At 62.1% G+C, this 21,199-nt stretch carries 21 protein-coding genes and 3 pseudogenes; 12 read left to right on the top strand and 12 right to left on the bottom strand.

The features are described from left to right. The first annotated feature begins 20 nt into the window (after nucleotides 1-20). Entirely contained in the window at nucleotides 21-1,004 is a 984-nt protein-coding gene (locus C7W88_RS17800) for an aromatic ring-hydroxylating dioxygenase subunit alpha (protein ID WP_240345072.1), read from the top strand. Then, nucleotides 1,001-2,076 (top strand): annotated as a pseudogene (locus tag C7W88_RS17795) (amidohydrolase family protein). Before C7W88_RS17800 ends, C7W88_RS17795 begins: the two are co-directional and overlap by 4 nt. Here the strand turns inward: C7W88_RS17795 and C7W88_RS17790 are convergent. Then, nucleotides 2,061-2,969 (bottom strand): LysR family transcriptional regulator, encoded by a 909-nt coding sequence (locus C7W88_RS17790; RefSeq protein ID WP_118074935.1) that lies wholly within the window; start codon nucleotides 2,967-2,969, stop codon nucleotides 2,061-2,063. The pseudogene C7W88_RS17795 and the gene C7W88_RS17790 sit on opposite strands and share 16 nt — an antisense overlap. Before the next feature lie 109 nt (nucleotides 2,970-3,078). Here C7W88_RS17790 and C7W88_RS17785 point away from each other — a divergent pair, with 109 nt between their 5' ends. Together C7W88_RS17785 and C7W88_RS23955 are read left to right on the top strand one after the other, a co-directional pair. After that, entirely contained in the window at nucleotides 3,079-4,017 is a 939-nt protein-coding gene (locus C7W88_RS17785; protein WP_118074934.1) for a VOC family protein, read from the top strand. Between the two features lie 354 nt (nucleotides 4,018-4,371). Next, nucleotides 4,372-4,668 (top strand): annotated as a pseudogene (locus C7W88_RS23955) (fumarylacetoacetate hydrolase family protein); the annotation flags it as partial. A 91-nt stretch (nucleotides 4,669-4,759) separates the two neighbouring features. On the opposite strand, the pseudogene C7W88_RS17775 reads toward C7W88_RS23955, so the two are convergent. Continuing rightward, nucleotides 4,760-5,317, bottom strand: a pseudogene (locus tag C7W88_RS17775) (SDR family NAD(P)-dependent oxidoreductase); the annotation flags it as partial. Beyond that, nucleotides 5,317-6,648, bottom strand: coding sequence for a histidinol dehydrogenase (gene hisD / locus C7W88_RS17770; RefSeq protein ID WP_118074932.1), 1,332 nt, complete (start codon nucleotides 6,646-6,648; stop codon nucleotides 5,317-5,319). The gene hisD and the pseudogene C7W88_RS17775, both read right to left, overlap by 1 nt. A gap of 162 nt (nucleotides 6,649-6,810) precedes the next feature. On the opposite strand from hisD, the gene C7W88_RS17765 reads away from it, so the two are divergent. From C7W88_RS17765 to C7W88_RS17755, 3 genes are read left to right on the top strand one after another with little or no spacing between them, the layout of a single operon-like run. Next, the gene (locus tag C7W88_RS17765) at nucleotides 6,811-7,509 is read left to right on the top strand and encodes an EthD domain-containing protein (protein ID WP_118074931.1); all 699 of its coding nucleotides are present in this window, start codon (nucleotides 6,811-6,813) and stop codon (nucleotides 7,507-7,509) included. A gap of 20 nt (nucleotides 7,510-7,529) precedes the next feature. After that, complete coding sequence (locus C7W88_RS17760) at nucleotides 7,530-8,039, top strand: cupin domain-containing protein (protein WP_118074930.1); 510 nt, start codon at nucleotides 7,530-7,532, stop codon at nucleotides 8,037-8,039. Next, nucleotides 8,036-8,794, top strand: a complete 759-nt coding sequence (locus C7W88_RS17755) for an SDR family NAD(P)-dependent oxidoreductase (protein ID WP_118074929.1) — start codon at nucleotides 8,036-8,038, stop codon at nucleotides 8,792-8,794. Before C7W88_RS17760 ends, C7W88_RS17755 begins: the two co-directional genes overlap by 4 nt. Nucleotides 8,795-9,122: 328 nt before the next feature. On the opposite strand, the gene C7W88_RS17750 is transcribed toward C7W88_RS17755, so the two are convergent. From C7W88_RS17750 to C7W88_RS17725, 5 genes are all read right to left on the bottom strand, one after another. Beyond that, complete coding sequence (locus tag C7W88_RS17750; protein WP_240345070.1) at nucleotides 9,123-10,181, bottom strand: IS30 family transposase; 1,059 nt, start codon at nucleotides 10,179-10,181, stop codon at nucleotides 9,123-9,125. A gap of 502 nt (nucleotides 10,182-10,683) precedes the next feature. Further along, nucleotides 10,684-11,040 carry a hypothetical protein gene (locus C7W88_RS17745; RefSeq protein ID WP_118074928.1) on the bottom strand — a complete coding sequence of 119 codons (357 nt, stop codon included), beginning with the start codon at nucleotides 11,038-11,040 and terminating at the stop codon, nucleotides 10,684-10,686. 470 nt (nucleotides 11,041-11,510) lie between these two features. Then, the gene (locus C7W88_RS17735) at nucleotides 11,511-11,801 is read right to left on the bottom strand and encodes a winged helix DNA-binding protein (RefSeq protein ID WP_162896217.1); all 291 of its coding nucleotides are present in this window, start codon (nucleotides 11,799-11,801) and stop codon (nucleotides 11,511-11,513) included. Nucleotides 11,802-12,673: 872 nt separating this feature from the next. Then, nucleotides 12,674-12,868 carry a hypothetical protein gene (locus C7W88_RS17730; RefSeq protein WP_162896216.1) on the bottom strand — a complete coding sequence of 65 codons (195 nt, stop codon included), beginning with the start codon at nucleotides 12,866-12,868 and terminating at the stop codon, nucleotides 12,674-12,676. A gap of 643 nt (nucleotides 12,869-13,511) precedes the next feature. Continuing rightward, the gene (locus C7W88_RS17725; protein ID WP_162896215.1) at nucleotides 13,512-13,901 is read right to left on the bottom strand and encodes a winged helix DNA-binding protein; all 390 of its coding nucleotides are present in this window, start codon (nucleotides 13,899-13,901) and stop codon (nucleotides 13,512-13,514) included. A gap of 1,192 nt (nucleotides 13,902-15,093) precedes the next feature. Between C7W88_RS17725 and C7W88_RS17720 the strand changes: the two genes are divergently transcribed. Next, nucleotides 15,094-15,486 carry a hypothetical protein gene (locus tag C7W88_RS17720; RefSeq protein WP_118074923.1) on the top strand — a complete coding sequence of 131 codons (393 nt, stop codon included), beginning with the start codon at nucleotides 15,094-15,096 and terminating at the stop codon, nucleotides 15,484-15,486. A 166-nt stretch (nucleotides 15,487-15,652) separates the two neighbouring features. Here the strand turns inward: C7W88_RS17720 and C7W88_RS17715 are convergent, their stop codons facing one another. After that, a complete protein-coding gene (locus C7W88_RS17715; protein WP_118074922.1) occupies nucleotides 15,653-16,477 on the bottom strand; it encodes a flagellin in 825 nt (274 codons plus the stop codon). 453 nt (nucleotides 16,478-16,930) lie between these two features. On the opposite strand from C7W88_RS17715, the gene C7W88_RS17710 reads away from it, so the two are divergent. Then, complete coding sequence (locus C7W88_RS17710; RefSeq protein ID WP_162896214.1) at nucleotides 16,931-17,551, top strand: response regulator transcription factor; 621 nt, start codon at nucleotides 16,931-16,933, stop codon at nucleotides 17,549-17,551. Here the strand turns inward: C7W88_RS17710 and C7W88_RS17705 are convergent. After that, complete coding sequence (locus tag C7W88_RS17705) at nucleotides 17,530-17,823, bottom strand: hypothetical protein (RefSeq protein ID WP_118074920.1); 294 nt, start codon at nucleotides 17,821-17,823, stop codon at nucleotides 17,530-17,532. The two genes, C7W88_RS17710 and C7W88_RS17705, sit on opposite strands and share 22 nt — an antisense overlap. A 363-nt stretch (nucleotides 17,824-18,186) precedes the next feature. Between C7W88_RS17705 and C7W88_RS17700 the strand changes: the two genes are divergently transcribed. The 3 genes from C7W88_RS17700 to C7W88_RS17690 all read left to right on the top strand — a co-directional run bounded on the left by C7W88_RS17700 (nucleotide 18,187) and on the right by C7W88_RS17690 (nucleotide 20,218). Beyond that, entirely contained in the window at nucleotides 18,187-18,426 is a 240-nt protein-coding gene (locus C7W88_RS17700) for a hypothetical protein (RefSeq protein ID WP_162896213.1), read from the top strand. Nucleotides 18,427-18,900: 474 nt separating this feature from the next. Next, a complete protein-coding gene (locus C7W88_RS17695) occupies nucleotides 18,901-19,503 on the top strand; it encodes a hypothetical protein (protein ID WP_118074918.1) in 603 nt (200 codons plus the stop codon). A 349-nt stretch (nucleotides 19,504-19,852) separates the two neighbouring features. Next, complete coding sequence (locus C7W88_RS17690) at nucleotides 19,853-20,218, top strand: hypothetical protein (protein WP_162896211.1); 366 nt, start codon at nucleotides 19,853-19,855, stop codon at nucleotides 20,216-20,218. 78 nt (nucleotides 20,219-20,296) lie between these two features. Here C7W88_RS17690 and C7W88_RS17685 read toward each other — a convergent pair whose 3' ends face one another. Both C7W88_RS17685 and C7W88_RS17680 read right to left on the bottom strand, forming a co-directional pair. Next, entirely contained in the window at nucleotides 20,297-20,581 is a 285-nt protein-coding gene (locus C7W88_RS17685) for a hypothetical protein (protein WP_118074916.1), read from the bottom strand. Then, entirely contained in the window at nucleotides 20,578-21,102 is a 525-nt protein-coding gene (locus tag C7W88_RS17680; protein WP_118074915.1) for a hypothetical protein, read from the bottom strand. Before C7W88_RS17680 ends, C7W88_RS17685 begins: the two co-directional genes overlap by 4 nt. Nucleotides 21,103-21,199: the final 97 nt, after the last annotated feature.

Raw genomic sequence — 21,199 nt, 5'->3', positions numbered from 1 at the left:
TTGCCGCATTTTCACACGAAGTGGGGCGTGCGCCAATCGGCCGCACGATTCTGGACGTGCCGCTGGTGCTTTATCGCACCGAGGCTGGCGCGCCGGTTGCGATGTACGGCGTCTGCCCGCATCGCTATTTCCCGCTTGCCAAAGGGCGGGTCGAAGGAGACGCCGTCGTCTGCGGCTATCACGGTTTCCGGTTCGAGGCTGACGGCAAATGCAGCGCAATTCCCTCACAGGGGACCTCGGCCGGCTTCTGCCAGCCGACCTATCCGGTGGTGGAGCGTGGCCCGCTGTGCTGGATCTGGATGGGTGACCGGGATCTCCTCGACCCTGATCTGATCCCGCCATACGACGATTTCGGTCTGGGCCAGGAGGGCTGGCATTTCAGTTCGGCCAACCATTTCGTGGTAAAGGGCCGGGCGCAATTGCTGATCGACAACCTGATGGACCTTACTCATCTGCCCTACCTGCACTGGCACATCCCCGGCGGTGATGCGATGAAGGCCATGCCGATGCGCGAGGAGGAGCGCGAGCGCAGCTACCGCCTGATCCGCACCGGCAAGCTGCCGTGGAGTTCCTTCAATGACGACATGTGGGGCGCTGAAAACCGCTACGAAGGACTGGCCGACTGGGAGTCCGTCACCGATTTCTACGGTCCCGAACTGATCCGCACGAACATGCCGCTGTTCACCGCCGTGCCCGGCCACGATACTGTCCCGCCGGAACTGGGCCATCTGCACATCCTGCATGGCATGACGCCCGAAACCGCGAACTCGACGCATTACTTCGGCTTCGCCACGCGCAATTTCCGGCTTGGCGATGCAAAGCTCGATGCGTTCCAGCTGGAATCCGACAGCCGCATCCGCCAGCAGGACATCGAGGCGATCGAAGCGATCGAGCCTGTGGCCGAAACGGCCTGCCAGATCCAGCGTGAACTGCTGGTCAAGGCTGACGGCCCGGCAGTCAAGGTGCGGCGGCGGATCGAGCAGATGCTTGAGGCCGAAGCATGAGCGCGACAGACCGGCTGACCACGTGCGGGCCGGAGCGCGCGCCGATCCCAGTCAGCCAGCGCGGCAAGCATCTGGTGGTCGATCTGCACTGCCACCTGAACGTCGCGGCGGCCGAGGCCTTCGTGCGCGGGCAGGTGAGCGACGTGCCCGATCCCATGGCCTTCATGTCACCCGCATCCCGCGCCACCAACGCGCAGATGTTTGCCACGGTCGGGCGAAAGCTCAACGGGGTGGACGAACGCCTTGCCGACATGGATCGGCTGGGGGTGGACGTTCAGGCGATCAGCCCTTCGCCGGGGCAATACTATTACTGGGCACCGCCGGAAGTGGGCCGAGAGGCTGCGCGACTGGTGAACGATGGCGTGGCCGAGGCCGCGGCAAAGCATCCCGACAGGCTGGTCGGAATGGGCACCGTGCCGCTACAGGATGTCGCGATGGCGGTGGCCGAACTGCGCCGCTGCGTGAACGCGCTCGGCTTGCGCGGCGTGGAGATCGGGTCGAACGTGGCAGGGCGCGAACTGGCCGACGATGCGTTTCGGCCTTTCTTCGCGGCGGCCGAGGAGCTGGGCGTGCTTGTCTTCCTCCATCCGCTGGGCTTCACCCACGGGGCGCGGCTGGCCGAACATTACCTTGATAACATCATCGGCAACCCGCTCGAATCCTCGATCGCATTGAGCCACCTGATTTTCGGCGGCGTGCTAGAGGCACACTCAGGGCTCAAGCTGTGCGTGGCGCATGGTGGGGGTACTTGCCAGCCTACTGGGGCCGGATGGACCACGCATTCCGTGCGCGCGAGGACTGCCGCCAACATATCAGCCGCGAGCCGTCCTCCTACCTGCGGCAAGTGTGGCTCGACACGCTCGTGTTCGACCGGGCGCAGCTGGACAGTCTGGTCGCCACGCATGGCGTCGATCGTCTATGCATGGGTACGGACTATCCTTTCGACATGGCCGAGCCCGATCCCCTGGCGTTCCACGACCACTTGCCTGAACCGGTAAAGGCCAGAATCCTTGGGTTGAACGCGGCGGAACTGCTGGGCCTCAAGTCCTGCGGGTGTCAGGCCGCGGGTTGACCCGCAATCTGGGCTGACAGGAGACCGAGCAACCAATGCACCCCGGTGTCGCTTTCGCGCACCTTGTGCCACTGCGCCACTTCGACGACCTCGGGGAAGGGGGCCCAGGTTTCGTGGATGCGGATCGGGTTGTGCTGGGCGAGATGCTCGGCATAGGCGCGGTGCATCGTGGCCAGGCGCTTGGTGCCAACCACGGCCCGGCACAGATCGGCAAATCCGGGGAGCAGCACTTCGATGCGACGATCGCGCCCGAAAGTGGCGATGTGGCTATCGGTCACGGAAGGGCGGCGATCAGGGCCGAAAGTGGACACGGCATGGCCGGCACCGAAGAACACGTCCTCGGTGATGGCGCCATAGCCCGCGCCTTCCCAGCTGATGATGACGTCGGTGTCGCGCCACAGTTCGCGCGTGGGATAGCGCGCGTTGGCATAGGGCATGACGGTGAGGCACAGGTCGACTTCGGCGCGCTCCAGCCGCTCACCGGCGGAACTGCTGGGCGGGATGATTTCGAACGTGACGCCCGGGGCACTGGCCGAACACTTCGCGATCGCATCGGCCAGGACGATGGTGAAGGCATAGTCCGACGCGATGATCAGGAAGTGGCGCGAGGACGTAGCCGGATCGAACGTTCCGGCGCGCGTAATCTCGCCCCTGATCTGCAGGAGCGCTCGTTTGACCGGGCCACTGAGGGCTTCGGCCTTGGGCGTCGGCTGCATCCGGCGGCCCTGCAAGACCAGCAGATCGTCCTGGAAATAATCGCGCAAGCGGTTGAGCGCACCGGTCACGGCAGGCTGCGTCAGGTGCAGCCGACGCGCTGCGTTCGAGACGTTCCGCTCTTCGATCAGCGCCTCGAGCGCCACCAGCAGATTAAGGTCAAGGCCGTCGAACCGCATTCCCACGACTTATCAGCAGTACTGATAAGTCGCAACCTACATATTCGATTGGACGTTAGCGGCGACAGGTCCGAAAGTCTGCATGATGCGAATTGGGAGTTGATTTGAAATGAAGTTGCGCAATCTGCACCATGTCTCTTTCGAAGTGAGGGACATGGCCGCGACCGAGCGGTTTGCACAGGACTTTGGCCTGATCACGGTTGAAAAGAACAGCGAGCGGCTGGTGATGGCAACCGCTGGCGCCGACGCATTCGCTTTCGTCGCATTCCCGGCAGAGACCCCGCGTTTCATCGGCTTTGCCTTTGAAGTGGATTCCGAGGCCGATCTGGAAGAAGCGGTGGCCCGGCATGGCGCAACGGCGGTAGCCGAGATCGACCTGCCAGGGGGCGGACGGTTTGTTTCCATGACCGATCCGAACGGCTTTCGCGTGGATCTGGTGCATGGCACCGGCAGCAAGGAGCCGGGCGAGCCATATCCCGGTTGGGAAATGAATTCGCCGCTTGGCTATCCTCGCGTCGGGCGGTTCGAGCCGAAGCGCCCGATGGCCCCGGCCAAGCTGTTCCGACTTGGTCACCTTGGCCTGTTCGTGCCCGACTTCAAGGCCTCGCTGCCTTGGTATCAGGAGGTGCTCGGCTTGATCCCCAGCGATGTCTATCACGTGCCCGGAATGCCGCAGGTTCAGATCATCGGCTTCTGCTGTCTGGATCGCGGTGACGAACTGGTCGATCACCACGTTGTCGCCCTGATGCAAAGCCGCGACGGCGTGGCAGGTTGCCATCACATCAGCTTCGAGGCGCAAGACTTTGAAGCCCAATTCATGGCGCACCGCTACCTTGAATCAAAGGGGTACGGCTTGATCTGGGGAGTTGGCCGCCATCCCCATGGCAGCCACGTTTTCGATGTCTGGCGGGACCCGGACGGCAATCGGTTCGAGACTTTCACCGATACGGATCGCCTGAACCGCGCTCATGGCACGCGCATCCACGACATCCACGACGTGGAAATGGACGTGTGGAGCTCCGAACCGCCGGACCGGTATTTCTCCTGAGCATCCTCAGCCCATCACGATCCAACATTTCTGGGAGAGTAATTTGAGCGACCACAGTTTTATCAAGCCGCTGCCCGCGGCCCCGAACCCGATGGCATCGACCCCGTGACCGGGCTCGTTTCGGGTTCTTTCGGGATCGGTACTTTCAGCGCCGATGGGCAATCGCCTTTTCCCGGTGTCGTAGTGCCCGGCGGCGCTGTCTTCAGCCTGGGGGACGAGTATCGCGATACCCACGCCGTCTTTGCGGATTGGGCGCGCGCCTCGAACCTCGCCAATGATGTGGCGGCCCGTCAGGACCGCTCCGCGCTTGATTACAGCGCGGTGCATATCCATGCCGTGCTCGAACACCCCAACATGCTCTGCGCCGGGTCCAACTACCGCCAGCACGTGGCGGAGATGATGACGTTCAACAAGTTCAACCAGGACAAGCGTCTGCCTGGCGAAAGCGACGAGCAGTTCTTCCAGCGCAACCTGGCGGAGATGGACCGCCGCGCGCGTGAAGGGATGCCGTTTTTCTGGACCGGTCTGCACTCTTCGCTGTGCGGACCGAATGACGATGTGCCACTGCCCTTGATCGGCGAGCACCCGGACTGGGAGCTGGAGTTCGGAGCCATCGTCGGCAGCACGGGCCGCTACGTTCGTCCGGACGAGGCGGGCGACCTGATCGCGGCCTATGTCATGGTCAATGACCTTGGCACGGTGGATGAGTTTCGTCGCGCCGACGTGCGGTTCCAGTACGATTTGGCGCGATGGTGTTCGAGCGTATTCCGTGCGGGGCAAGATCAAGCGCGAAAGCCTTGTTCATGCCCTCCAGTGCCCACTTGCTGGCGCAATAGAGGCTACGGTTGGGGCCGCCGACGTGGCCCATCTGGCTACCCATGTGGATCAGCGAGCCTTGGGTGCCGGTCTCGATCATCCGTCGTGCGCAGGCCTGCGCCACAAAGAATGCGGCCTTCAAGTTCAGATCCAGGACGGCATCGTAATCGGCTTCGGTCAGGTCCCACATCGGCTTGGGGCGATTGGTCCCGGCGTTGTTGACCAGGACATGGAACGGCTCGCGTCCGGCAAAGAAGGCGGACACCGCAGCCGTGTCGGACACGTCGAGCGTTGCCGCTAGCGCGCCGTTGCCAATGGCTGCTGCCGCCTGCTCGATCTCGGCAGAGGAGCGTGCGACAAGCACGACTGCAGCACCAGCGTCTGCCAGCGCGGCTGCAGCGGCAAGGCCGATGCCACGCCCGGCACCGGTCACGATGGCGCGCTTGCCATCGAGCCGGAAGGACGGCGTGCGCGGCAGGTTCATCACGCCCGCGTCAATTCGCTGGGTTCTGCCTGCCCGGCATAGGGCACATTGCGGCCACCGAACCGGCGCAATCGGACGTTGGCCTGCTCGCCGTGACCGGCAAAGCCTTCCAATGCGCAGAGACGGCTGCAGTATTCGCCAACCAGCGTCGATGCCTCGTCGGTCAGGACCTTCTGGTAGGTGCAGGTCTTGAGGAACTTGCCGACCCACAGTCCGCCGGTATAGCGCGCCGCTTTCTTGGTAGGCAGTGTGTGATTGGTGCCGATCGCCTTGTCGCCATAGGCCACATTGGTCCGGCTCCCAAGGAACAAGGCTCCGTAATTGGTCATGTTCTTCAGAAAATAATCGGGATCGGCGGTCATCACCTGCACGTGCTCGCTGGCAATTTCGTCAGCGATGCGCACCATTTCCTCGTAGCTCTCTGCCACGATCACTTCGCCATAGGTGTCCCACGCCTTGCGGGCATGATCGGCGGTCGGCAGCACCTTCAGCAACCGCTCTATCTCGGCCATCGTCTCGCGCGCCAGTTTCTCAGAATTTGTCAGCAGCACGCCGGGGCTGTCCGGACCGTGCTCGACCTGTCCCAGGATGTCCGTGGCGGCCAGTTCCGGATCGCAGCCCACTTCGTCGGCAATGATCAGGGTTTCGGTAGGGCCAGCGAAAAGGCCGATCCCCACCCGGCCGAACAACTGGCGCTTGGCCTCTGCCACGAACGCGTTGCCGGGGCCAACCATGATGTCGACCGGATCGATGCTCTGCGTGCCAATGGCTATCGCGCCGATCGCCTGGATGCCGCCCAGCGCGTAGATCGCATCGGCCCCGGCCATGGCCTGCGCTGCAACGATGGCCCGCGCAGGCTTGCCTTGGAACGGCGGAGCGCAAGTGACAACGCGCGGCACGCCCGCAACCTTGGCCGTGATCACGCTCATGTGCGCAGAGGCCAGCAGCGGATACTTGCCGCCAGGCACATAGCACCCCGCTGCCTGTATCGGCACGTTCTTGTGGCCGAGGATGACACCAGGCAGCGTCTCAACCTCGACGTCCTGCATGCTGGCACGCTGGATCTGTGCGAAGTTGCGGACCTGTGCCTGCGCAAACTCGATGTCCTTGCGCTCCTGCGCGGTCAGGCTGTCGACCGCCGCATCGATTTCGGGCTGCGACAGGCGATAGTCTTCACGGTCCCAGCCATCGAACTTGATGGACATCTCGCGCACGGCGTCGTCCCCGCGCTGTTCGATATCGGCAAGGGCCGCCTCGACAATGTCCCGGATCTTGCGATCGCTTTGCACTTTGACGTCAGCAGCAGCGCCGCGCTTGAGCCAGATGGCCATGGTTCTCCCCGCAGATTTATTGGCAATTTTCTTGCCATTGCCGCAGCGGATCGCGGGCGACCAACGCATTGTATCGATGCCAAGCTATCGACCGAATGCCTTTGTCGGGCATGGTGAGGCCGTCTATCTGCTGGCTGAAACGGCTATCGGGAGACAAGACTTATGGGCACGGAGGCGCTCCCTTCGGCGCGATCGACCACGAAGTCGGACGTGGCTGAAGCTGGACCGGCGTCAGGTCCGATCAAGCTGATGATCCTGCCGCGCACGCTTTCCGGCTTGGGCCGTGCCGGCCTGCGGCGTCATCTTGCGACCGTTCACGGACCGATGGTGATGGCGGAACCAGCGGTTTCCAGCGGCTTTCGTGGCTATATCCACCATTACGCCATCGCTTGCCCCGTGCAACCGGCACTGGAGGATCGCGATGCGGTCACGGTCATCCGGTTCGATACGCTGGCAGACATGATCGCCTCGAAAGCCAGCAATGCCTATCGCGAACGCATCGGTCCGGACGAAGACAACTTCCGTGAAATCGAGGGATCACTGGCGATGTTCGCGCAGGAACGCGTGATTGCGTCGGGTGCAGACGATGCACCGCGCAAGCTGTTCGTGTTTCGCACGGGCAGTTGTGACGATCTGGACCAGTGTGCCGCCGCGTTGTCGGCGATCAGCGTCGTGCCCGGGGTACAGGGCGTGATCACCAACCTCACGCAGGTCATCGAAGGCCAATGGAGCTTTGGGCGGATCGACGAGATCGGCCTTGAACACGACGCAGACATACCCACGCTGGCAACAGCTCTCCTTGCCTTGGGCACTGCGGGCGAGGCCGGCTTTCTCCTAACCGAGCCCTTGCGCTTCATCTGATCTTACCGGATCATATCCCGATGCAGCTTTCCGATTCCGGCCTTCCTCCCGTTCAGCGCGTTGTCACCGGCCATGATGAAAACGGCCGCGCCGTGTTCAAGTCCGAGGATGTGACACCGACAAAGATGATCCCGTCGGGCGATGCCTCGTTCCTGCTGATCTGGACCACGGCAACGGTCCCGGCCGACAACAACGACGAGACCGACGGTCGCCATCGCGAAGCAGGACTGACCCTGGAAGGTGGCTCGGTCATTCGCGTGGTAGACATGCTGCCGGGCAAGGAAAGCCCGATGCACCGGACCAACTCGATCGACTACGGCATCGTGCTCGAAGGTGAAGTCGAACTCGAACTGGACGATGGTGCCAAGCGGACGGTAGGGCAGGGCGGCTTCATCATCCAGCGCGGCACCAACCACCTATGGCGCAATACGAGCGACAAGCCCTGCCGGATCGCCTTCATACTGATAGAGGCGCCTGCCTACCTGCATAACGGGCAATCCCTGCCCGAGGACAGGCCCGAGCACAAATGAGCGGACTGTTCGACCTCGCTGGAAAGTCGGCCATCGTCACCGGGGCGACGCGCGGCATAGGCAGGGCAATTGCCGAGGTGCTGATCGCGCAAGGCGCGCGCGTCGTCATTTCCAGCGAGAACGGTGATGACACGGCCACGGTCTCGGCGGAACTGGGAATGCCGGGCCTTGCCTGCGACGTGACGGACGACGCCGCGCAGGCAGCTCTGGTAGATTGCGCGGTGCGGGAATTTGGCGGGTTGGACATCCTCGTCTGCAACGCCGGCATCACCGGCAAGGCGGGGCCTTTCGCCGAAATCGACATGAAGGATTACGCACGGGTCATGGCGATCAACCTGCGCAGCCAGGTTGTGCTTTGCAACCTTGCCCTGCCGCGCATCGCTGAGCGTGGTGGCGGCACGGCCATTCTGGTTGCCAGCCTTTCGAGCCTGCGCGGCAACGGCAGGATCAATGCCTATGCCCTGGCCAAGGCTGGCGTTGCGCAACTTGCCCGCAATCTCGCGGTGGAGTGGGGCCCGCACAATGTCCGGGTCAACGCAATATCGCCGGGCTTCATCGCCACTGAACTTTCGCAGCCGCTGCTGGACGACGCCGCATTCATGGCTCGCCGCATGGCGATGACGCCACTGCGGCGGCCCGGCACTCCGGCGGAAGTGGCTGGCACGGTGGCATTTCTGGCATCACCGGCAGGCGCGTTCGTCACCGGTCAGAACCTTGTCGTGGATGGTGGCACGCTGATCACTGACGGGACCTGATGCTGAGGGAGACCAGGCCGCTTGGATTGCCCCGGCTTTGCCCATCCTTTTAATGTCACGGACACGCTTTGCCGAGGCTTTTGGTCGCACCAGCGACACCACGCCCTTCCGCTACCTCACCGAGTGCAGGATGCACCTTGCTGAGCGCATACTTTTTACCACAGGCGTTCAGATGGCCGAGGTGGATGAGCGGGCATGCCATGGCTCATCGCCACCCCGTCATAAGCGCCATCCCCAAGTGCAGAGGATAACCATGCCACAGCAGCCCGCGAGCGCCCATGAGGATCGGATATCTCCAATTTGCGCGGTGAGTTCCATTTGAAGTGCGTCATCCGTCGAGCGTTACCATTTCATCCGGGTGGGGCGAGCCCACCCCGGATGATCCGTCATCTTTGGCGCCATGAACTGCCATGGTTTCGGCGAGTACCTCTCGCGGCGTCCTGTATTCGAGGCACTTGCGCGGGGTGTCGTTGAGCCTGGCAGACACCGCTTCGATTGCGTCAACGGGGAGGGCCGCGATATCGACATCGAGCGGCAAGAACCGCCTCAAGCGTCCGTTGAGGTTCTCTACGCCACCCTTTTGCCAGGGCGATCTCGGCTCGCAGAAGTAGCTGTCCATGCCCATCCTGGATCGCAATGTGCCGTAGGCCGCGAACTCTGTCCCACGGTCAAAGGTAATGCTCTGCCGCAGGCTGGAGGGAAGGGGAGCCAGCTTCGCTTCAATGCCAGCCATGACGCCCGCCGAAGTCCTGCTGGGGTTGCGCCAGAGCATGACGAAGCGGCTCTTGCGCTCCACCATGGACGTCAGATTCGACTTGCCGAACTGCTTGCGGAAGATGACCAGGTCGCCCTCCCAGTGGCCAAAATCCGTTCTTTGCGAGATGCTTGACGGCCTCTGGCCAATGCAGCTGGTGTGGGGGATCTGAAGACCGCGTGGCTTGCGGCCGCCGCGCGGTCGACGCCGCCTACGCGACCAAGGTAAAAGCTGATAGAGCGCTTGGCGCTTGCCTTCTTCGCCATAGACATAGCGGTAGATCGTCTCGTGGCAGACCCGCCGGCTGCCCGAGTGGCGCAAGCGTCCGGCAATCTGTTCCGGCGACCAACTCTTTCGTAGACCATCGATCACCTTGGCTGCCAGTTCAGGATCGCGCACCAGTTTGCGACCAGGTGCACGACGGTCTGCAGCGTACTTCTGGGCCACATTCGGAAAGTAACCGCGGAAGAACGGCTCTTCGTCGTGCATGAAGTTACGGCGTAACTCGCGGTAGATTGTGGACGGATGCCGACCGAGTTCCGCCGCGATCCTGCGCACGGGTATGCGAGCGTCTGTCAGCCGCGAAATCGTCTCGCGATCATCCCGTCCAAGCTGGCGATATTGGGCTCCCATATGCGTTCCTCCGAGTGGGGCTGAAGCCTCAGAAATCCTCGAATTTCGCACTTCAAGGTAGAATCCACCCCCGCAATGCCCCCGAAAGGACCGTTTCAGCCGGACCGGTCCTGCCGCAACCTGGTAATGCCCGCGATGAGAGCTGCCCTGAAAGACCCGGCGGGAGCGCGCGGTGCGCCAGGCTCGGGGAACCTCGATTTGCCTGGACACTGCGGTTTGTACTCCAGCAGGGGCACGCTGGCGCGCCAACGCCAGAGCTCATCGACCATTTTTGTACCAGAGTGGCTGGCTGCTGCATGCTCGCCATGCCTTGCATCTCGACGCTGGCCAGGGGCGCTGGCCCGCAATGGGTGTCGCGCCAAAGAAAGAGTGCGAGCCAGGGGCCAAGGGGCCAAGGGGCAGGGGGGGCAGGGGGCAGGGGGCAGGGGACGAGGGGGCAGGAGGCAGGGGGATTGTTATGGCCAATGCGTAATGCGTGACGTCCGACTGGATCGACCGTCCGCTAAAGCACGTCGAAATTGGCAACCATGTCAACGAGCATGGCCTTGACCACCTTGCGCCCTTGTGCGGAAAGCGTGATGAAAGCGCGCAAGCGGTTTTGCGGATCAGGACGTCGTTCGATCAACCGGCGGCCTTGCAGCCAGTCTATCCACCGAAGCGCTGTCGTATTCCTGATTCCTGCGGCCCGGGTCAGCGTGCCCACGCTCAGCGTTTCCTTGCGGAGCTGCGCGATCAGGAGCTCGATCAGCAAGGACCAGGCAGGATGGCAGGAAGCCTGGCGGCAAAGCACACGTTCGCGCAGGCGCAAGTGCTCACGGTAGGCTAGCACCAGATCAAGGACGTCTTCGTCATCTTCCATTGTTCAGTGCTTCCCACGGCGGGTTCGCAAGGTGGGTGCAAGACCACGATAGTCCATGGATCGGCTGTTGCTGCCGCGCACCGGGTTGCGGAAGATGACGGCAGTGCAGGTGTCGCCAGGGGGGGGCAAGCGGGCTTTGCGCCTGATCGTTGGAATGATTGGCCAACGCTGCCAGGCGGCGATCGTGGCGCATGAACCACAGCCTGTCGGCAACCGCTGCCGTACCCTTTGCGACGCGGATATCGCTGGCATCTTGCCAGAAGGGCCCGGAATCCGGGCGCTCGGCATCACGATCTCGCCATGGCCAGGATGAATGCACCCGCAGGCCTGTGCGTTGCAGGATGCACCGAACTGTACGAACGGGCAGGGGGGCGAAAGTGGGCGGGAGCTGCGCCGGCCGGGCACGGCGATCGCCGTGGGCGGCGCATGGCGATGCATGGGCTGCCCGAACCAGTTGCGGGGAGCGATGATCATTGCGCATTTCGCGAATGGACAAAGACCCGTGCAAGGTCAGACAGGAGCTGTTCGGTAACCTCGGTCCCTTGCGGCGTAAGCGAGACATGGAAACGTCGCCCGTCGCCAGGGTCGGGCACCTTGGCAACAAGGCCCATCCTTGACAACTTGTGAAGCCAGTCCAGCGAGGTGGTGGGGGCGATCCCGGTGAGCAAGGCCATGTCACCAAGGCTTAGTGGGATGTATCGCTCGGCGTTGAGGTACAATTCGAGCAGAATGCTCCAGGGCGCACTGACAGGTGGACCCATTGGCAGAATTGCCTGCCTGGAATGCAAGGAGTCGCGATAGGCAGTGGCAATTGCGCGCAAATTCACAGGAGAAGGCAATTCGGGGCTCGTGGATCTATGACTAAAGTTTACAAGAGCCATCTCCAGCTCTCGCTGCCTGAATATCTATCGCACAGGACGTTCAAAAGGTAGAGGTTGGATGAAGCTATTGCAAAAGCGCCATCGATTACACGGGGCTCGGGATATGGCTGCACCTTGCTGGAAAGCAGGTCTGGCAGGGCAAGGCCTTCCTGCGATTTCCCGACAAATCCTTTGCTTTGCCAGACTATGGGAGAAGGACGGTGGCCGGCGTTGCTGGATGGGTATCGCCAGGGGGCGTGTCACGTGTTCCAGGGCAGGCTCTGCCGCCTTCAACGGCACCGTTGCGCAACGCACGTCGCCATGGGCTTGGGCGGAGAGATCTTGCCAAGCGCATCAGTTTTGCATTGCTGCTCCAGATGCATGGGCCCGCAAGGGGCGGGCATGCCAGGGCAGCAGGCCTTGACGCCACGAGCACAGGGACGACACGAGAACAGTGAGGACACGGGCACAGGGACGACACTGGCACAGGGACGACACTGGCACAGGGACGACACGGGCACAGGCCCTCAAACCTTGCGTCAGTGCCACTGGTACGGGCTACGTGCCGGCCCGCACCAGAACCTTCAGGGCGCAGGGGCAGTCGTTCGGCTTTGTTTGCAGGTATGCTCGAGGTGCCCCGGGTCGATGTCTGCGACATCTGGCTTGCTCATGGGCAGGGCGTTCCCACGCGAATCCGAGGCACTGCGAGTGGCTCCTTGCAGGAGAAGTCCGCTTGGGCCTGTCGATAATCCGAGGTGGCCTTCAGATCCGGCTCACCAGGAACCGGGGAGCCCGTGATCGAGGGCATCGTTGGCAGGCTGTGCGCTTTTCACGCTGGCTTCGGCCCATTGCAGCGCTTCTTCATGAAGTTGCAGGACTTCGCTTGTGCCGGCAATCCGATGGATGCACGCCGAAACCGGCCCGCGCAGGGTGGCGGACAATGATCTGCCATTGGCTTGTTTGCGCATCTGCATCTTTCCCGACTGCCTTCCCGGAAGGCAAGCTAGCAAAGCCGATCTGGCGGGGCAATTCGGGATAGATGCTTATGGTGCAGGTCCTTGCGTGGCGGGGGCGACGACCTCCTTGGAGCTGGAGCTTTCCTGCAGCAAAGATCTTGGCCGGGTACATCCCTTCGTTCGGCCCCATCCGATGTTTCCTCGGCCCATGGCCTCCTGCTTTTGCGATTGCGAAGTGCACTCGCTTCGGCCTGAGCAGCGCAGCACCACTGCGTGACGGTCTGCTGCGCAACGCTTTGTGTTGCCACAAGGCGCAGGCTTGGCCGCGAGGCTTGAGAGAGCAAGGCGGGCGATGGATTTGCGCGCCTGGGCAATGCCTGCGCTTCTGATCGTTACGTAACGATTTTATGCATGTTACGTAACGAGACTTGCGGTAAAGAGGGGCGCGCAACGAGCTGGGCCAAAGGCTTGCCGCTGCAGGTCAGCATCACCGGGGCTGGCGCGGGCATGCCCGCAGCAGGAGGGGCATTGCGTATCACGAGACAAAGGACCGCGTTACGTGACGCAGCGACCGGCAGGGCCGTCACGAGGGCATTGCGCGCTTCGACAAGGCCGATGCGACCTGGCCGGGAGCGTCCCTGAACGGTAGCCCCTGCTACCTTGCGGACCGGCGCAGGCCGCTACCCGCAGCAAAGGCGTTACGTAACGGGGTGAATTGCTCAGCAAGGCTGCGCAGGACCTGTTCGGCAAGCGCATGACCATCTGGGGTCAGTTTCAGAAAAATCCGGCGCTGGTCGGCCGGATCTGATTGCCTGTTGACCAGGCCTTGGTGTTCCAGCTGCCGGATCCAGCGCAGGGACGTGGTGGAAGCAATTCCGGTCAGCAAGGCGACATCACCTACGCTCAAGCACCTGCGATTGTCCACGGCGATGAACAATTCAACCAGAATGCTCAAAGACGGATCGCTTGGGGCGCCCATCGGCATGATGGCGTGTCGTAAGTGCATGAAATTCCGGTAGGCCACAGCAATATCGTGCAAAATCATGCTCTTGCAGTCCCTCGTCATTTTGTGACATTACTTTAACAATATTCACAGATAATTCAGTGACTGGCAATACATACAAAAGTATATTGTGAAATGTAAGTAGCGAAGCTCATCCAAGCATCAGGGGTCGCCTTGGCGAAGGCTGTGTTGGCAAACAGTGCTTGCCGGACGCACCGCCAATGCCCGGAACGCGATTCGAACGAGGCCGATCGCAGGTGTCGCGAAACAGTGGCGGGGTTCTGCATGGTTGAAAGACCTTGCGCATGGCCAAGACCCTCGAGGCCGGAATGGGGGCTGCCCTGCCAACCTCATGCAATGCCCGCGCGACAGGCTGTCCATCACGGTCGATCGCCGCGCGAAGGCGTTACGTAACGTCGTCTCCAGCGCGACCCTGTCGGGACGCAACCCTTCCCAAAGTTGCAGGGGGCCGCCCGGGGCGGTGCGCAAGCTTTGCCAGGACGATGCCCGGGCCGGGCCTGTCGGGCAGGCTTTGCGCGCGCGTGTGCCGTACCATAACGTCACGCAACGTAACGCGGCGCAAGGGAGCGCAACGCAGCCTCTGCTACCGATCCAGCCTGGATTGGAAAGCTTTGCCCATCTGCATGCAGCGTCGGTGAAGTGACTGCGAGCGAGCCACATCGCGCTGCCACAAAGCGGGTTTGCGTTGATGTCTTGCGTTCTGCCAGTACCATGCGCCCGGCACGTCCGGTCGTCATCTGTTGCGGCGTTGGCTGGTTCCTGTTGCGCGCCGCCTTCAACCCACGGCGGTGCTTTGTCGTGACGCCGGACACTTGCGTTGAAAGTCGCTTGTTCGTGAAGGCTGGATCCGATCCAGCCTCGTGACGTAACGGCCGGGAGATCGGTCTCCCTGGGCCCGGGCTGGGACCTTTGCCTGTTTGTCCCGGCACCCTGGCATACCACCCCAAAAGCAGATCATGACCGGGCAGGCCACACGAGGTTGATGCGTGGTTGGCGTTGCGGCAAACCGGCGCCATCCCCTGCGATGGTTTGGGCCTGCCATGCCTTGGGCCTGCAATGCCTTGGGATCGCAGTTCTGGCGCTTTGTGCCGCGTTCGTCGTCCTCATTCCGATGGCTCGGCGTGGTTGCGACAGGGCATGATCGGATGGTATGAAGGTCGGGTGGCAATCTGCGGGTTGGTTGCAGGGGGAATGGGCAATAGATGAAACGCCAATGGCTTTTGGCAAGCGTCGGTGCGGCTCTGGCTGCTTCGGCCTGTACCCCGAGCCTGCTCCGGTTACCGGGTCGTCAGCGCGTTACGTTGCGGTTCCACTCGAGGCGAGCGGCGAACTTTACCTGGTCGACACCGAGTTGGGGCTGACCTGGCGACGGGTCCAGCACGAATTCCCGGACGGCAGTGTTGCAGCGTGGGTGCCCGTCGAACGGATGACGCAGAAGGCCTGGGCCGAGCTGGTGGCGGGCAAGGTGGCGACGAATGCGGCAGGAGCTGTCGGTTCGGCTCCGTTACGCATCTCCCTGCCGGCCGGGGCCTTCGCGAACAGTCCCTCAGGCAAGCCCTCGGCCTCGGCGATGCCTCCAGGTCAGCAACGGGCGACGACGCCGTAACGTTATGTGGGGATTCCCGATCGGAATCCGAACATCGCGCTCGTCACAGTGCGGCGTCGGCGCGTTGAGCGAGCAGGGTTCGTTACGTTACGCGAAGCACGTGGCCACGGCGTCTCGTCGAGGAGCGCACCGCGGCCGCGTGCCCAGACCATGAAAGGTCCGCGGATCAGCGCAAGAGCGACATGACGTTCTGGGCCGACTGGTTGGCCTGGGCGATCATTGCCGTCGATGCCTGCGAGAGGATCTGCGCCTTGGCCATTGCTGCGGTTTCTGTCGAGTAGTCGGTATCCTCGATTCGCGAGCGTGCATCAGACAGTGACGTAACATTGGTGGTCAGATTGTTTGCCACGGATTCGAGGCGGTTTTGTGCTGCACCGAGCGTGCTGCGGGCGGCATTGATGTCATCAAGTGCGGCATCGGCATTGTCGAGGGTCGTCCGCGCAAGCGCTACGGTGGTCACGTCCAGGGCGGTTGCGTCGAGGTTCGTACCATCGATTGCCTTGCTCGTGATCGTCATCACGTCGGTGGTCGTGCTGCCGATCTGGAGATCGAAGGTCACATCGGTGCCGGCCGTGGTGCTGAAGAGTGTCTTCCCGTTGAATGTGGAATTGGCCAGAGTGTCCGCGATCTGCTCGGTGAGCGCACTGACCTCCTCCTGCATGGCTTGCCGGTCTGAGGCGACATAGGTTTCCGAAGCGCTCTGCACGGCAAGTTCACGAACTCTCTGCACCATATTGACCACTTCCGACAGGACGCCATCTGCGGTCTGGGCGAGGCTGATACCATCGTTCGTATTGCGGACTGCCATGTTCATGCCGCGGATCGAGGCGGTCATCGTGGTGACAATGCCCAGGCCTGCAGCATCGTCGTTTGCACCGTTGATGCGCTTGCCGGTAGACAGCCTCTGCATAGAGATACCAAGCATCTTGTTGGCAGAATTCGAAGCAAAAGTCGCGCGAACTGCGGCAATATTCGTATTGATTACAGCCATCTCGATGTTCCTTCGATGAAACCATGGAAGCGTTACTGTCGTTGCCGGGAAGGACGGCAACGCCTTGCCGTAGTTAATGGCCGTGGTTTCGAGGCGTGGTAAACAAATCAGCAAGATGCGCCTTGGCCAGGCTGGGAGCAGGCTTTGCGGACAAGCTGAAGATATCTGAAAACAAACGATAAAATCCCGATCATGATGCAATCGGGGAGGGCGTGCGAACGTTTCCCTGCCCGCAAGTGCTGGCGGCAAAAATTTTCCGGACCGATTTGCCGTCGCCGTCCGGCATCCTCCCGCCTGCCCTGTAGAATGCGGGTGCGATCGATGAAATGACACCACTATGAGGATATTTTACCGATTGGAATCAGGGCGATAGCGGCGGCGGGAGGCATAATGCGCGTCAGGCTAGGTTCAATTGGCCTGTTATCAGGACTTTTGCTCGTCAAAGTAGGGCTCATGGCACAAAAGACGACGCTCCACATCCTCGAACCGGCCGATCGCGACCGGGCTGTCCTTGCCCGGCTCGGGTTCGATGCGGGTTTTCATTGCGAGATCTACGAAGACCTTGGCGAGCTTCTCGATGCAGTCCCGCGCAATGGTGTGGTGCTGATCCGGGATGATGGCCCGCGCAGTGCGATCCCCGAGCTGGTCAGTCAGCTTGCGCGGCAAGGACAGTGGTGCCCGTTTGTCGGTTATAACGACAAGCCTCAGGTGGACCATGTGGTTCAGGCCATCAAGGGCGGGGCGCTCTCGTTCATCTCGACGCCACGGACGTGCGAGGATCTCGCGGCAGCCATGCCAAGGGTCGTGGCCGAGGCTGAGCATCGCCGTGACCTGCTCGAGCGTGCGGTTCGCGCCTGCCACAGCCTTGCCCGCCTGACCGAACGCGAACGCCAGGTGCTTGAGGGTCTGGTGTCAGGCGAGAGTTCCAAGGCGATTGCCCGCTTCCTGGAGATCAGCCCTCGCACGGTCGAAATTCACCGGAGCAAGCTGCTGGGCAAACTCGGAGCCCGAAATGTCGCCGATGCCGTACGCGTAAAAATCGAGGCATCGGCCTATGGCGCGCTTGCTGCCTGAGCCGCTGCCCGTTCGTACTGTGCCCGCACTGCGGCAATTACCAGCAGACGTTCGAGCACGATCTGATCTTGGGGCAGGTCCGGGTCGCCATGGGCTTCGATGCTGTGGACGACGAGGCTGAAGCTGCCTGCAAGATGAGCTTCGAGCCGTACGCGCGATGTTGCCTTGTCGTCAGGCAGAACAAGACTGGTGCGGATGGCGGGAGGGGCAATGAGGTCGTAGTAAAGGCCACTGCCTGACCTGAAAGCCAGACCGTTTTTCTGGCGGTGCAAGCTGCCGACCAGTGAAAAGTGCACCTCGTGACCGGGCCAGGTTCGGGCCCGTTCCGGGCTGTCTCTGAATATGTCCGTTTGCAGACCTGATTGCACCGAATTCTCCGTCCCTGGGGACGCAAGAACCGCAATCGCAAGGCTTAGGCAAGGGACAAAGATCGTTAACGACCGTTCACTGATTTTTGTCCCAGACAGCTGTTTGGCGCGGCAAAGCGCAGGAAAGACGGTTAGCGGACCTGATGCGGGGTTTCAGCCAGGATCTTCCCGGGCAGGTCCATCCGATAAGCTTCTGTTTACATGTGGGAAACTGCGATCGCGCAAAGCTGGGCGGGTTGCGCTGCTCGAGGTTACGTAAAGACCCCGATGAAGCCGTTCGGTTGGGTGCAAGGTTACCTCGCTATTCAGCATGCTGCCGGGATTTCAGGCCATGCTGGAGAAGTTATGGATCAAGGTAACAGCGAGGCAGACAGCTTGGCCCGCGCTTTGGCCCTGCTCGAGGAGTCTCTCGAGATCCTTGATTCGCAGAACCTGACCGAGGCCGGCTTGCGAGTGTCGCTGGCGATTGACCTGCTGAACAGGATGCATGGTGGCGAGGACACGTAGCGTCGCCAATAGTCTGTACGTCAGGCAAGGCCTGTCCTGCGTTACGCCGTTACGGACAGTGATCCCTTGTCGCAACTGGTCCTGAGCTTGGATTGGCTGCGCGCCCGCACATCTGCATTGGCCCATCAGCCTGGCCAGAGGCCACTGCCACCAAGCGGGGCAGACCTCGCAAGAAGGGTACAAGGAAAAGGGTCTCCCAACTATCTGACAAATAGTCAAAAATGGTGGGCACGAAAAGCTGGGCCATCCTCTTGCCGGTGCCAGTCAAGCAACGGCGCGGTGGCGACAGGTGCTCTCAACCACGTTTTGCTGGTGAAGGCGAGCAGTATTGGGCATTTCTGCTCAGTTGACACAGCTTGTACTACGCACCTTTCGAGTTGCACCCGGCGCACCATCAGGTTCGGCAATTGCGCTGGCCGACTTGACCTTGTAGGCTTTGCGGCAATTGCTGGACTGGGCACCGGGGGCTTGTTTGTGGCTGGCATCGACAAAGAGATGTTTTCGACGCTGGCACTGCTCACTGCGATGAGCCTGATCGCCCTGTTCCTGCTGGGCCGCAAGTGGGCGGCGCGCGATAGTGAACATGCGGACAAGAGCATGGGCGTCCGGCGTCGTCCGCTGGTCATAGTTGCCGAGCCAGGCGGCCTGGACACCCTGCACCCGGGCGCAGGTGCGCAGGAGACATGTCCGCCAGGCCATGATCACGCAGCAGACCTCACGGACCCGGCGCACAGCGCAGCGGCATCGGTTGATCCGGTGGCCGATTGCGATCACGGCGCATGTGCCGTCGATGCGGCTCCACCGGTCTTTCAGGACGGGGGGCTGGAGACTTTCGAGCAGGAGCTCGAGGCCGCATTCGAGAGCTATGCAGCAGGCACGGGATCCTTGCAGGACATCGAGCGAGTGGTTGACCGCTTCGATCCGCATAACGCGGCCTTGCCGAAGGGAGGTATCGCGGCGGCGGCCGATCCTGCAACAGCCAAGCAAAGCCCGCCAGGTCTTGCTGAAGCCGTCGAATGGACAAGGCTATGGCTGGCCGAACGCCGCCTCAAGGAGCTTTTCGATAATGGCGGCTGACAGGCCGGGCAGTGACGCTCCTGGCAGGGATGCAGCACTTCGTGCCAGAAACGGCATCATGCCGGCATGACCTGCGGTATCTTGCAGGAAGGCCAAATCTCCTGCCGATTCAACGGCAAGTTTTGCATTGCGCAAACAGGGCGATTGACGCGGACTTACAGATCGTTAACTTTCGGGCCGGGTGTGCGATGTGAACGCTGGGAGGCAGGCCTTGAGTTCGAACGGGGGCAGCGTAACGCAGTTCAACAGTCATGGCAGAACGGGACGGTCGTCGCGACCGCTACCCACCTACCCCCATGGCAAGTTGCTGCTTGGTCGCGCAAAGCGGGAGCTTGCAGCGCTCGAGCGGTTGGCGGCGCTCAGTGCCTCGCTTCCGCTTGCCAATGACGCCTGGCGCATCTTGCTGCGCATTCTGATCGATACCTTGCAGCGGCGTCAGGTTACCGTCTTGGGGCTCGCCAGAGATCTCAGGCTCTCGCCGGATATTGTCATGCGCTACATAAGAGCCCTCGAGAGCGAAAGGCTGGTCCTGGTCTGTGCCGGCAGCGATGGCCAGTCGGGCCAGTCGGGCCAGTCGGGCAGGTCGGGTGAGGGGCGCAGGAATGGTGCCGGGCAGGTGAGGGAGCCCAGGCTTGCTGATGCCAGGGTCACGATTGGCGACGAGGGGATCCTGCGCGTTGCCAGGTACTTTCTGCCCGAGGCCGCCAACGAATAGGTCAGGGGCCACTCCGGCACGCCAGGATAGCGCCCGGCCCGGTCTCGCGTAGTGAGACCGAGGCCAGGTTCGGTCAAGCTAACGCTGCGAGGCACCGCAAGCCTGGGCAATCGACGAGATGGCCTGTGGCCCGCCCTCTGCGGTGAATTCGATCGTGCGTGCCTGCTTTGCGCTGCTGACGACGATCCGGTCGAAGGACAGCAGTGCGCTGAGCTCCTGCGAAGTCAGGACGTGCCCCTTGCCGGAACTGCCGGCCTCGACCGGGAAACGCGCGATCTGGCGACCTGCGCGATAGATTTCGGCAAAGTTGTCGCTGGTGTTGACCAGCGTCTGGAACTTTGCCGGATCGAAGGCGCGGTTCATGGCGACGCTGTTTGCCACCGAGCCGTTGGTGAAGGCGGCATGGAGACGGTTGCCATGACAGGTGATCTCGAAATTGAAGCTGGCGAGCGGGCTCTCGGGGAAGCCGACGGTCGAGGTGCCAGCGATGTACCGCCCTTGGTGGGATCGGCGGCCAGCAGGCGCGGGGTGAAGCTCCAGCTGGTCTGTATCGGGCGGACGGGCGCATCGTCGGGCCGTGAGGGGATGATGCGGCTGGCAAGGATCTGCGGCGTTGCAGCGCAGGGCAGGCTGCCGGTCGCGGAAGCCGAGCCATTGCCGGTAAACCAGTAGGCCTGGTTTTCGCCGACGCGAACGGTTACTGACCGGGCCGAGCGGATGAGCGCAAATTGCTCCTTGGTGAGGTAGGCAGCAACGACATCGGCAGTACCACCGATGTCGAGCTGTGCCTTGTCCTCGAGCTCGACCAGGAATTCCGCATAGGCAGACTGTGATTCCACGGCGATCCTGAGCACTGCCGGGCGCAAGGCACTGATTTCGCGCAAGAGGCCGTCACGATCGCGCTTGCGGACTGCGCCGAAGACCAGGCGACGTGCGCGCGGATCGTTGCGATCGCACTGGACACCGAGCAGGGCCCCGACT

Origin of the sequence: Novosphingobium sp. THN1 (assembly GCF_003454795.1) — a bacterium.
Taxonomy (GTDB): domain Bacteria; phylum Pseudomonadota; class Alphaproteobacteria; order Sphingomonadales; family Sphingomonadaceae; genus Novosphingobium.
Note: the sequence above shows the minus strand (reverse complement) of the source record. Positions and strands in the feature narration are given on the sequence as shown.

Coding starts and splice junctions, on each gene's coding strand:
- C7W88_RS17790 (WP_118074935.1), bottom strand. CDS start 2,969: ATGCGGTTCGACGGCCTTGACCTTAATCTGCTGGTGGCGCTCGAGGCG.
- C7W88_RS17785 (WP_118074934.1), top strand. CDS start 3,079: ATGAAGTTGCGCAATCTGCACCATGTCTCTTTCGAAGTGAGGGACATG.
- hisD (WP_118074932.1), bottom strand. CDS start 6,648: ATGGCCATCTGGCTCAAGCGCGGCGCTGCTGCTGACGTCAAAGTGCAA.
- C7W88_RS17765 (WP_118074931.1), top strand. CDS start 6,811: ATGGGCACGGAGGCGCTCCCTTCGGCGCGATCGACCACGAAGTCGGAC.
- C7W88_RS17760 (WP_118074930.1), top strand. CDS start 7,530: ATGCAGCTTTCCGATTCCGGCCTTCCTCCCGTTCAGCGCGTTGTCACC.
- C7W88_RS17755 (WP_118074929.1), top strand. CDS start 8,036: ATGAGCGGACTGTTCGACCTCGCTGGAAAGTCGGCCATCGTCACCGGG.
- C7W88_RS17750 (WP_240345070.1), bottom strand. CDS start 10,181: ATGGGAGCCCAATATCGCCAGCTTGGACGGGATGATCGCGAGACGATT.
- C7W88_RS17745 (WP_118074928.1), bottom strand. CDS start 11,040: ATGGAAGATGACGAAGACGTCCTTGATCTGGTGCTAGCCTACCGTGAG.
- C7W88_RS17735 (WP_162896217.1), bottom strand. CDS start 11,801: ATGGGTCCACCTGTCAGTGCGCCCTGGAGCATTCTGCTCGAATTGTAC.
- C7W88_RS17730 (WP_162896216.1), bottom strand. CDS start 12,868: ATGCGCAAACAAGCCAATGGCAGATCATTGTCCGCCACCCTGCGCGGG.
- C7W88_RS17725 (WP_162896215.1), bottom strand. CDS start 13,901: ATGATTTTGCACGATATTGCTGTGGCCTACCGGAATTTCATGCACTTA.
- C7W88_RS17720 (WP_118074923.1), top strand. CDS start 15,094: ATGGCTTTTGGCAAGCGTCGGTGCGGCTCTGGCTGCTTCGGCCTGTAC.
- C7W88_RS17715 (WP_118074922.1), bottom strand. CDS start 16,477: ATGGCTGTAATCAATACGAATATTGCCGCAGTTCGCGCGACTTTTGCT.
- C7W88_RS17710 (WP_162896214.1), top strand. CDS start 16,931: ATGGCACAAAAGACGACGCTCCACATCCTCGAACCGGCCGATCGCGAC.
- C7W88_RS17700 (WP_162896213.1), top strand. CDS start 18,187: ATGAAGCCGTTCGGTTGGGTGCAAGGTTACCTCGCTATTCAGCATGCT.
- C7W88_RS17685 (WP_118074916.1), bottom strand. CDS start 20,581: ATGAACCGCGCCTTCGATCCGGCAAAGTTCCAGACGCTGGTCAACACC.